Here is an 11,331-nt window from a genome sequence, read left to right as displayed (position 1 = left end):
ATTTGTAAACGTTATCATATTTATCATATAAGGATTAAAGCAAATTTTTAATATCAAAATATATCTCGTTTTATGGCAAATGATAACCTTAATGAAAAAAAACTGCTTCACTATCATCATAAAAATAGAACAAAAAAGCGAAGCTTAAGTCTATGTAAAGACAGCAGCTTCGCTTATTAGTAATTATATCCCTTTTGTCTCTTTAACCTTCGTTTCCACAAAGCTAATTTTTATCATAATCTTATGGATAAATTTTGGGAAGAAGTAAGCTCCAAAAAATGCACAAATGAATGCTTGTCCCCACATTTTTAACCATTGTGGGAGAAAATGACTGCTGTATCCAAAATTAATGGATACAAGAATAAAAGAAATAAATACGCTCATACTTAACGACATAAAGAATGCAAATACAAGCTGTTTATATTTTATATGAATCTTCATAAATACCCCTTACAAAATTCTTATTATAAAGCAGAAACCTCTACCGTTTCGTATTGAACAATCGTCTTTTTCATCACAGGCTTCTCACTAATGCCTTGTTTCTTCTGTTTAATCATTTCTTTATGCTCGTTAACATGCTCTTCTCTAGATAACCATGCTGTGAAGTCCTTTTTTGCTGTCCATTTTGAGACAATTACATATTCGACTGTATCGGTTTTTTCTTTTTTCCAAAACTCAACAGCATGCAATCCTTCTACACCACTCAAGTCCTCTTGCGTTTTTTTCATCTTGTTTATTAATTTATCTTCATTGTGCTTCTCCCCTTCAAAATGGGCCTGATTAACAAACATTATGAATACCTCCTTTATATTATTAAATAATTATCTTACTAACTAAGATATTAGTTAGTAGTAAAGTTATCATTGTTACTGATAATAGTCAATGAGAATTTATATCAATTAATGATAATATTAGTTATTTTAGTTTTTTATTTAATTTACGAAATACGTTTAACATTTGATCAATTTCTGTTTCCTCTAAATCTTGCAGAAGTTCTACAAACGCAGTTGCTCTGCTTTCAATAATTTGATCAACAATTTTCTTTCCTTCAGGTGTTAATGTAAGCTCTACGACTCTTCGATCACTTGCAGACCTTTGACGATTGATTAAATCATGCTTTAATAACGTATCAGTTAATACCGTTCCCCCACCTGATGTTATCCCTAAATATTTAGTAATATCGGATGCTGTGCAAGTCTTGATTCTGTACAAATAAGTCAAAATTAAGATGTGACCATCACTAAGATTGTATTCTGTTTTCGGGAAAAAATTATGCTGTGTTTTCGTTTTACTAAAAATATTTTCAAACAGCTCCTGAAATTCTTTCAGTTTCTTAAATCGTTGCTCAGACTCCATATCTTCCTCCATGTCCATATATTAAAGGGCAGCAGCATCATTCAACAGCGGCTCCCCCACCTCAAAGTCAATATAAAAATAAAGTCTAACTCTAATATTTTTTCACCTGCTGTTATATTCAAAATCTTAATGATAATGAAACTTATGCGTATCTGTTAAATATTACGTATCATTTCTATTATTTCTTCCCTTGTTTGAATACTTGCATCCTTTTGGTTTGGAAAGATAGCTGCTGCACCGCCGTCATTTTCCACATCAATTAGCAGCTCCTCTATGAATTGGCTCAATGGCATGTTAAATGCTTCATATGGATCCTCTAAATGGGTTGACTCCATTTCGGCAAAGCTTCTGCTTGGCCAGACTGGCAGTACAAAAGAATACTGTTCATCGCCTTCTAATACTAATAAGTCATCTTCTTCATTACGCAATAGCCAGACTTGTTCATCTGTTGCCACAACACCGTAGAAATAGGCCATTCTTTTATCAGCAGGACGATTTAACCTAAACTGTTTAATTAACTTCATCACAGGTCATTCCTTTTGCAGTATATTTTTAAAGAATATACCAAATAAAACAATAAGTTACTAGATTTATTTTTACTCTAGCAGGATAATAACCACTATCAAGGCATATATTTATTAACTTCCTAGAAGACTATATACCTTTATAGTGAAGGCGGTTAAGGAATAAATGCCTATAACAAAAGCGCTTGGGATAATCCCAAGCGCTTCATATTATTACAGATTTTCACCATTTGTTGCAATTACATCTTTATACCAGAAGAAGGATTTCTTCTTGCTGCGGTCAAATGTACCGCTTCCGTCATCATGTTTATCTACATAGATATAACCATAACGCTTAGACATTTCTCCTGAAGATGCACTTACTAAGTCAATACAGCCCCATGAAGTATAACCCATTAACTCAACACCGTCTTCGATAGCTTCACCCATCGCTCTAATATGTTCACGAAGGTAATCAATGCGGTAATCATCGTTAATAGAACCATCTTCTTCTACTTTATCGTATGCGCCTAGACCATTTTCTACAACGAACAATGGTACTTGGTAGCGGTCATACAGATTGTTTAAAGAGATGCGAAGTCCAGTCGGGTCAATTTCCCAGCCCCATTCACTTGCATTCAAGAATGGGTTTTTAATTCCGCCGATAAGGTTACCTTGTGATTTTTCCTCATCTGTTTTAACCTTTTTCTCTGTACGAGACATATAGTAGCTTAAGCTGATGAAATCAACTGGATATTGCTTTAACAATTCCAAGTCGCCATCTTCAATCTTCAGATTAACGTTATTTTCTTTAAAGTAGCGCTTAGCAAAAGTTGGATATGCTCCTCTTACTTGAACATCACCACACAGATAGTTAAACACTTGCTCCTCTTTAATAGCATGAAGCACATTTTCAGGGTTGCTATCATACGCATAAACTGGTGCGTAAATTAACATACAGCCGATTTGTGCATCAGGAATAATTTCATGTCCTGCTTTAACTGCTAAGCTGCTAGCAACAAATTGGTGATGCAAACCTTGGAAGCTGTCTTGCAGCTTTGTTTCCTCGTTTTCAGGAGAGAAGCCTAGTCCTAAAATAGGCATATGTGTTGCACCATTGATTTCATTGAATGTTAACCAGTATTTTACTTTGTCTTTATAGCGGTTAAATAACACTGTTGCATAACGCTCAAAGAATGTAACTAGTTCACGGCTTCTCCAGCCACCGTATTCTTTAATTAAGTGAAGCGGTGTTTCATAGTGAGAAATAGTAACAACTGGCTCAATACCATATTTAGCTAGTTCATCAAAAACTTTGTCATAAAATGCTAGGCCTTCTTCATTCGGCTCTAGTTCGTCGCCATTTGGGAAGATACGAGACCAAGCAATACTCATGCGGTATGCTTTAAAGCCCATTTCAGCAAATAGTGCAATATCTTCTTTGTAACGATGATAGAAGTCAATTCCATCATGGTTTGGATATACATATTTTGATTTATCGATTTCAAAATCAAAGCCAGTTTGAGCGATAACTTTTAGACGGACTTTTCCACCTGGCAATACATCTGCTAGGTTTAGACCTTTACCGCCTTCATTATATCCACCTTCTAATTGGTTGGCAGCAGTAGCTCCGCCCCATAAAAAGTTTTCTGGAAAGTTAAGTTTTGACATGAGTGACTTCCTCCTATTTTAACTAAGATCTAGTAATAGATTTTGTAATATCTAACCTAATGATACTATTATCAGCTGAAAAAAACTGGTCTGAAAGAGACTAGTTTTGTAATTTGCATTTTTATCAAAAGTAAATATAGTAAAGACTATGTAAGAAAGTTTAACTTAGTAAAAGACGAGCTAATTAGTTATTTAACTGGCTTCTGTTACTATTCCCATACTTCTGAGTTCCTACCATATTAAATAAAAAAAGGGCCATTTCTTATAGGCCCTTGTCCGTTATATTTTAAAAATTACATTTTTAAAAGTCCTCATTCACTAAATCACCAACAACTGCCATAGCGGCTTTGCTTCCCTCTGCTGCTGCAACAATCAATTGAGCTGGCGCAATAACAGCATTATCTCCGCATGCGTACACTCCTGCAATATTCGTTCGGCCAGAATTGTCTGTTTCGATTCCGCCCATATTGTTCAAACTGCATCCTAATACTTGTGCTAACGGTGATGCCTGTTGCAAACCTGCTGTTACAAAGCCTCCAGCTCTTGCAATTTCTCTCCCGCTTTTCAATATAATACTTAGAAGCTGCCCTTTATCTCCTTCTAAGTATTCTATCTCTTCTTCAATTAATTCTATATTGTTATTAGCTAATAACTGCTTTTGCTCGTTTGTAAAAACAGCTTTTCCGTTTGTACAAACAACAACATCTTTGCTCCAATTGTATATCATCTTTGTTATATGAAAAGCGCGCTCATTTTCTGATATCACAACTAAAGGGCGGTCTTTCAATTCCCAGCCATCACAAAATGGACAGCTGAATATGCTTGTTCCATAGTAATCATGTATACCTTTAATGTTTGGCAATATATCTTTAAGTCCTGTTGCCAGAATTATCTTACGCGATTGATAGGTTAGGCCGTCACTTGTTAGAATAACAAAATGATCATTTTCTGTTTTTATATCGTATACCCTTTGATTTTTTATGATTATTTCCGGGTATGCCTTTAAATCTTCCAAAGCAATCTGTTTAAATTCTGAAGGTTTTATCTTATCTCTAGTAATAAAACCGTGAGATTCATGTGTAACAGCATTTCTTGGTTTGTTTTCATCAAATAAAATGATCTTCTTTTTCGCTCTTCCTAATACAAGTGCGGCATTTAATCCTGCTGGTCCTCCGCCGACTACTACACAATCTAGTAACATAATCCAGTTCCTCCTATTAAATATATTAAAGACTCTTAATATCTGTAATTACACGAAAAAAATTACTTTAAGTCTGTAACTACTGTTTTTCCTTTTTTTGTTTTTTCTAATTTTGCAGCAATATCAATGATGTACTTATTTGCCAGCTCATCAGCCATATTTCTTTCTGCTTCCATCATGACATTTTCAATTAAACATACACCATTTTTAGCATCCTCATGCTCCCGCGAACAGCTGAACAATGATGTTTTCCCTTCAATTGCCTGAATTACATCTAAAAAAGAAATTTCACGTGAATGTTTCACAATACTATAGCCGCCATTCACTCCCGGAGTTGATTCAATTAGGCCAGCTTTCACTAATTTAGTTAATATCTTTGACAAATATGTCGGGGAAAGATCTTGGATTTTAGCTAATTGCTCTACTCCAACTAACTTTCCTTTCGGCATTAATGATAGATATACCATTGTATGCAAAGCGTAGTTAGTAGCTTTTGAATATTTCATAAAAATCCCCTTTAAGCATATTAAAGACCTTTGATGTCTATTATTAATAGTAAACTAAAAAAGGATATATAACAAGTTATTTCACTTTATCAATATTTATTCCTAAAAAAGGCCAAAACTACAATACTATCACTTGCTGTTCTTAAACAAAAAAAGCGAGGCCCGTTATAGTTCAGGCTTCGCTTTTTACGTAAAATTATCTCTTTTCTGGACTTCCTTCTGCTTCGGCGATATCATTGGCGAGATCAGCGCGATCTAAATCGGCTTTAAAAAACTCTTCTGTCTGAGGCAGTCTTAAGTTCATTATTTGTTTTTTACAAATACGAATTGTGACGTTCTCTATCGTAAAATCGAAAACATGGCCGCCGCTTTTTCTGTCTTTATCAATAAAATGTAAATGGTAGCCAGCAACTGCTATACCATTTGCATATTGTGGTGTGCGGTATCCAGCAATCGTACCTTCTATATGCTCTAAATTAAAAATTGGCTGTGTTTGAACTGCCTCAATCATTGGTACATATGGTTTGCTTTGAGCTTCTACTGTTCTAGTTTGGACCTTTTTAAACGCACCGTCCATCCTAATAGCATAAAATACGTTTTTACTAGGAAGAATTTCGTCTAATTCTTCTCCTAATTGCTCTAATGTCAGGGGCCGATCCACACGATGAACGATTTCCGTTTCAAAGAATGTCAGGGAACAAAATGGCGATTTGTCGTTTTCTTTCACAGGTGTTGCTGTTCCATCTGAGCGGAGCCTGTAAAACTCTCCGTCAAACCCAATTAATTCTCCGTCTAATTTATTAAAAGTGCCAATCCCGAAATCTCCGTGTTCAGGTATTTCTCCTAAACTGAAGTCTCCGTCGTAAACGCCATCCAGAAGTGCAGTCATGGTGGATACTTGATAAACTTCCTGCTTTTGATCTTGTTCGTCTTTTATTATGTCAGCATGTATTGATTTAACCATCTCCATGCATAATCACCTCTATTCTTTAAAATTCACTTATAAACGGGATGTGGCATATTAGATGGAAGAATGCCACAGTTCTTTTTCCATCATTTGTTGTTTAAAATAATCCGGCCATTTTTGGTTAGCCAAATCCATATTCTCACTGTAGTCGATTGGAATATCAATAATCACAGGTCCTTCTTGCTTTAAGCCCTCTTCTATTACTCTTGCAAGCTCTTTAGGAGAGTTTACCCTAAGTCCTGTTGCTCCAAAACTTTCAGCATATTTAATGATGTCAACTTGCCCGAAATCGACACATGAATTGCGGTTATACTTCATTTTTTGCTGGAATGAAACCATATCATATGAGCTGTCATTCCAAACTAAATGCACAATGTTTGCCTTTACTCTGACTGCTGTTTCAAGCTCCATGCTTGAAAAGAGGAAACCTCCGTCTCCAGAAACGGAAACGACCTTTTCATCTGGATTTATAATGCTGGCCGCAATAGCCCATGGCAGGGCAACACCAAGTGTCTGCATACCATTGCTAATCAGCAGTTTATTAGGCTGATATGTTCGAAAATGACGAGACATCCAAATCCCATGAGACCCAATATCACATGTTACAGTTACATCATCTGCAATCTGCCTTCTTAACTCATGAATTACATTCAGAGGATGAGACAATCCGTTTTCTTCTACCGTTCGTGGGGCTTCCATTTCCGTGTGAAGCTCTTTTAGTCGAGAAAGAAAGTGTTTATTTTCTTCATTTAATCTAATTTGGGCAAAAAACATTTCCATTTTATCTGCAGTTGCCGGGATGTCACCAATCAATTCATAAACAGGCTGATAATAATGGTCTGCGTCTGCTTGAATCTCATCGATATGAATAATAGGAGACTTCTTTTTATTCCAAAACTTCGGATCAAATTCGATAGGATCATAGCCGATAGAAAGAATTACATCTGCCTGCTCAATCAAAAGATCACCTGGTTGATTAGGAAAAAGACCGATTCGTCCATAATATTGATGCTCTAGCTCTCTTGAAAGAACGCCAGCTCCTTGATATGTTTCAACAAAAGGTATTTGGAGTGTTTGCAATAAGTTCCGGATAGCTTTGACAGCTGCCGGTCTACTTCCTTTCATTCCTACTATGGCAATAGGAAATTTTGCAGTTTGGATGTTTGTAACAGCTGCTCGAATGCTGCTTTCACAAGCAGGGCCGAGTGCTGGCACAAACAGCGGTGCTAAAGCTTCAACTGAAGTTTCTTCTGTGACGACATCTTGAGGAAAGCTGATAAATGCAGCACCAGCCTGGCCTGATTGAGCTGCCCGAAATGCATTAGTCAGTGCTTCTGGTATGTTTTTAACATCTTGTACTTCCACACTATATTTGGTAACGGGTTTAAACAAAGCTGCGTTATCTAGCGATTGGTGCGTACGTTTTAATCGATCCGTTCTAATGACATTACCAGCTATCGCAACAACTGGATCTCCTTCTGTATTAGCTGTCAACAAACCTGTAACAAGATTGGAAGCCCCAGGACCTGAAGTAACCAAGCATACTCCTGGAGTCCCTGTCAGCCTGCCTACGGCCGCTGCCATAAATGCTGCATTTTGTTCGTGTCTGCATAGAATTAATTCTGGGCCTCTGTCTTTAAGCACATCAAACACTGCATCTATCTTTGCACCAGGTATAGCAAATACATGTGTGACACCTTGAGCAATCAATGTATCAACAATCAGCTCAGCTCCACGTCTTGTAATGTTTGTTCCTTCGTGAGAATCCATTCTTTGTTCACTCCTTAAAAATTGAAATTCTTTCTATAAGTTGGAATTTCATGATATGATTTACTATACATTTCACATGATATTTTTTCCAATATCCATTTAATGTGTTATTGATATGTTTTACGAATGAATTAGTAAGGTGGGAATATATAATGGAGCTTAGACACTTGCAGTATTTTCAAACAGTGGCCGAGGAGCTTCATTTCGGAAGGGCGGCTGCCAGACTGAATATGACACAGCCCCCTCTTAGCCAGCAAATAAAACAGCTGGAGGAAGAATTGGGCTTCCCCCTGTTCCATCGCTCCAGTCGAGCTGTGGAGTTAACAACTGCCGGAGATGTGTTTTTAGGGCAAATTCGGTCTATCTTAAGTCAATTAGACAGAGCAGTTGATACAGCACGCCATACAGCTAGAGGCGAACTTGGAAAAATCATTATCGGCTTTGTCGGTACCGCTACATACGAAATTTTGCCGCCAGCTATTAAGGAATTTATGACTATTTTCCCGTCAATTGATATTGAATTGCGGCAATTATCAGCGCCAAATCAGCTGAATGCGTTATTGAACGGTGATATTGATATCGGCTTTTCCCATCCTCCTGTAGCAAGCTGTGAGCTTATCAGCAGAAGCTTGAAAAAAAAGTGAATGTGTGATTGCGATACCTAAAAATCATCGTTTAGCTGATAAACAAGCTGTTGCGATAACAGACATGATGAATGAACCGATTATCTCCTTATCGAAGGAGGCGTGGCCTTCTCTCCACGAGGACTTTATCCAACTATGCAATAAGCATGGATTTCAGCCGAATATTGTTCAAGAGTCCACTGAATACCAAATGGTAATTGGTTTAGTCACCGCTGGTATTGGCATTGCCGTTGTGCCTGACTCTGCTAAAAAGCTGTTTAATCTAGATGTGCTTTATAAAAAACTGGATCAGGAAGAACTAATAGCTGAATGGATTATTTCTTACCGGCGAGAAAATCATAACCCAGCTCTTTTTCACTTAGTTCACCATGTATTACAGCGCACGAGCTTATTTTAGCTCCTCTAAACCTTCTTCTAAACTATTAAAAAAGCTGCCCATCGGCAGCTGACAAAAGCTAAAAATGATAACGCTCTCTAACCATCTATCTTTTACATTTTACTCCCATTGTTAACATCACTTGCTTTTATCGTTCGATGAATACGCTTTAAAAATTCTCTAATAATACGGGATAACCCATTGTTGGCATTATAAAAATAGCCAAAGGAATATGTTTTGTAATGAGGTTCTGCAAAGTTAATGACCACATATTTATCACTTCTTGATAATCCCGCATCTGTTTGAAAGGCATAATCAAATCCTATATTTATGGCAGTATTATTTTCAAGCGTATGACGGATGGTATCCACATTATTTGTTGTGAACAGGATATCGTAGGGGAGCGAGCTAAAACTCTTCATAAATTCCTGAATATATATATCATTGTAAAGAACGATAGGCTGGTTAATTAACATTTCTTGTTTAATGAGTTTGTTACGGGCCAATGGGGAGTCCTTATTAACCGCTACCACCATGTGTCCATCCAGCAGCTTCTTAAATACGAGATTCTTATACTTTTTTTCCTCTTTTTCGGTATAAGTTATAAAACCAACATCCACTTCCCCTTCTAGCACTTTCTCAATAATATACTCCGTGCTATTTTCATAGATAGATGCCTTAATATTCGGATATTCACATTTTATGTCAGAAATTAAACCAACGAGCATTTCCATCGGTCCAGGATATGTTGCAATCTTGATTTCACCATTCATTGTATTCGTGTAAGCTTCGGCCTCATCCATAAACTCCTGTAATTTCTGCAAAACTGAATTTGCCTTTTCCACAAGCTTTTGTCCCTCATCAGTCGGAACAGATCCTCTTCTGGAGCGATGAAAAAGCATAATATTTAATTCTTTTTCAAGATTTTTAATAGATTGACTCAACGCAGGCAGTGTTACATGCAGATTATCAGCCGCCTCCTTTAGCGAGCCTGTCCGTGCTATTTCTACCATGTACTTCAGTTGTTCAATATTCATCAGTATCTATTCCTTTTAATCTCTTTAGTTAAGCAGCCCTTAACCATAGTTAATATTAACTAAATTTATCATAAGTGAAACTAGCTGTATACTAATATTTGTAAACAACATTACATAAGGAGCTGTTTTGAATGAAGGCATTGAGATGGCATAATCAAAGAGACATTCGTTTAGAGGAAATAGACGAACCAACAGTAAAACGTGGCCAAGTGAAAATGAAGGTTAAATGGTGCGGTATTTGTGGCAGTGATCTTCACGAGTATTTAGGCGGACCTATTTTTATTCCTGTTGATCAGCCTCATCCGTTAACAAAAGAGGTTGCTCCAGTAACATTAGGACACGAATTCTCTGGTGAAGTCGTGGAAATTGGCGAAGGAGTAACAAACTATCAAGTTGGCGACCGCGTTGTCGTAGAACCAATTTTCGCTACATATGGACACCAAGGGGCGTATAATCTTGATGAAAACATGGGCTTTTTAGGCCTTGCTGGAGGCGGCGGCGGTCTTAGTGAATATGTTGCTGTAGATGAAGAACTTTTATTTAAATTACCGGATGATTTGTCATATGAACAAGGTGCACTCGTTGAACCAGCAGCAGTAGCACTTTATGCTGTCCGTTCAAGCAGAGTGAAGGCCGGCGACAAAGTGGCAGTTTTCGGATGCGGACCAATCGGCTTACTTGTTATTGAAGCACTAAAAGCAGCAGGAGCTACCGATATATATGCTGTTGAGCTCTCTCCTGAAAGACAGGCAAAAGCAGAAGAGTTAGGAGCAATCATTATTGACCCGTCTAAAATTACAGATACTGTTGCAGAAATTGCCCGCTTAACAGACGGCGGTGTTGACGTGTCATTTGAAGTGACAGGTGTGCCAATTGTGCTTCGCCAAGCAATCCAATCTACCGGAATTGGCGGGGAAACTATCATTGTCAGCATATGGGAAAAAGGCGCCGAAATTCTGCCGAATGATATTGTTATTAAAGAGCGCACTGTTAAAGGTATTATCGGCTATCGCAATGTTTTTCCTGCAGTCCTGTCTTTAATGCAAAAAGGCTATTTTTCGGCTGAAAAGCTTGTGACGAAAAAGATTGCTTTAGACGATGTTATTGAAGAAGGATTTGAAAGCTTGATTAACGAAAAAAAGCAAGTGAAAATCTTAGTTAAATCAGAGCAATAATAAGAAAAACCGGGCATAGCCCGGTCCTTTTCATGGTTAGAGAATATCCGATAATTTGTACTCTATGCCATGTACCCCTTTATAATACTCAGGATACATTTCACCCCCACATTTTTCACATGCAA

General features: G+C 37.2%; 11 protein-coding genes and 1 pseudogene. 2 read left to right on the top strand and 10 right to left on the bottom strand.

The features are described from left to right. Window positions 1–183 precede the first annotated feature (183 nt). From M3600_RS21830 to alsS, 9 genes are all read right to left on the bottom strand, one after another. Entirely contained in the window at window positions 184–441 is a 258-nt protein-coding gene (locus tag M3600_RS21830) for a DUF2798 domain-containing protein (protein ID WP_237942534.1), read from the bottom strand. Window positions 442–464: 23 nt separating this feature from the next. Next, on the bottom strand, window positions 465–791 hold the full coding sequence (locus tag M3600_RS21825) for an antibiotic biosynthesis monooxygenase family protein (RefSeq protein ID WP_233315426.1): 327 nt from the start codon (window positions 789–791) through the stop codon (window positions 465–467). 124 nt (window positions 792–915) lie between these two features. Continuing rightward, a complete protein-coding gene (locus M3600_RS21820; RefSeq protein ID WP_233315427.1) occupies window positions 916–1,356 on the bottom strand; it encodes a MarR family winged helix-turn-helix transcriptional regulator in 441 nt (146 codons plus the stop codon). A gap of 155 nt (window positions 1,357–1,511) precedes the next feature. Then, complete coding sequence (locus M3600_RS21815) at window positions 1,512–1,880, bottom strand: DUF2750 domain-containing protein (RefSeq protein ID WP_251647595.1); 369 nt, start codon at window positions 1,878–1,880, stop codon at window positions 1,512–1,514. Between the two features lie 213 nt (window positions 1,881–2,093). Next, the gene (locus tag M3600_RS21810) at window positions 2,094–3,530 is read right to left on the bottom strand and encodes a glycoside hydrolase family 1 protein (protein WP_233315428.1); all 1,437 of its coding nucleotides are present in this window, start codon (window positions 3,528–3,530) and stop codon (window positions 2,094–2,096) included. Window positions 3,531–3,831: 301 nt separating this feature from the next. Continuing rightward, a complete protein-coding gene (locus tag M3600_RS21805) occupies window positions 3,832–4,731 on the bottom strand; it encodes an NAD(P)/FAD-dependent oxidoreductase (protein WP_251647593.1) in 900 nt (299 codons plus the stop codon). 62 nt (window positions 4,732–4,793) lie between these two features. Next, window positions 4,794–5,237 (bottom strand): Rrf2 family transcriptional regulator, encoded by a 444-nt coding sequence (locus M3600_RS21800; RefSeq protein ID WP_237942528.1) that lies wholly within the window; start codon window positions 5,235–5,237, stop codon window positions 4,794–4,796. A gap of 196 nt (window positions 5,238–5,433) precedes the next feature. Next, window positions 5,434–6,207 carry an acetolactate decarboxylase gene (budA, locus tag M3600_RS21795; RefSeq protein ID WP_396953836.1) on the bottom strand — a complete coding sequence of 258 codons (774 nt, stop codon included), beginning with the start codon at window positions 6,205–6,207 and terminating at the stop codon, window positions 5,434–5,436. A gap of 51 nt (window positions 6,208–6,258) precedes the next feature. After that, window positions 6,259–7,974 (bottom strand): acetolactate synthase AlsS, encoded by a 1,716-nt coding sequence (gene alsS, locus M3600_RS21790; RefSeq protein WP_251647590.1) that lies wholly within the window; start codon window positions 7,972–7,974, stop codon window positions 6,259–6,261. A gap of 152 nt (window positions 7,975–8,126) precedes the next feature. On the opposite strand from alsS, the pseudogene alsR reads away from it, so the two are divergent. Then, a pseudogene (alsR, locus tag M3600_RS21785) lies at window positions 8,127–9,015 on the top strand (acetoin biosynthesis transcriptional regulator AlsR). A 92-nt stretch (window positions 9,016–9,107) separates the two neighbouring features. Here alsR and M3600_RS21780 read toward each other — a convergent pair. Continuing rightward, window positions 9,108–10,031, bottom strand: a complete 924-nt coding sequence (locus tag M3600_RS21780; protein WP_251647589.1) for a LysR family transcriptional regulator — start codon at window positions 10,029–10,031, stop codon at window positions 9,108–9,110. Window positions 10,032–10,162: 131 nt separating this feature from the next. Between M3600_RS21780 and M3600_RS21775 the strand changes: the two genes are divergently transcribed. After that, complete coding sequence (locus M3600_RS21775) at window positions 10,163–11,206, top strand: 2,3-butanediol dehydrogenase (protein ID WP_233315434.1); 1,044 nt, start codon at window positions 10,163–10,165, stop codon at window positions 11,204–11,206. Window positions 11,207–11,331: the final 125 nt, after the last annotated feature.

The organism is Niallia sp. MER 6 (genome assembly GCF_023714395.1).
Classification (GTDB): domain Bacteria; phylum Bacillota; class Bacilli; order Bacillales; family Cytobacillaceae; genus Niallia.
The sequence above is the reverse complement of the archived record's forward strand: the minus strand, read 5'-3'. Positions and strand labels throughout refer to the sequence as shown.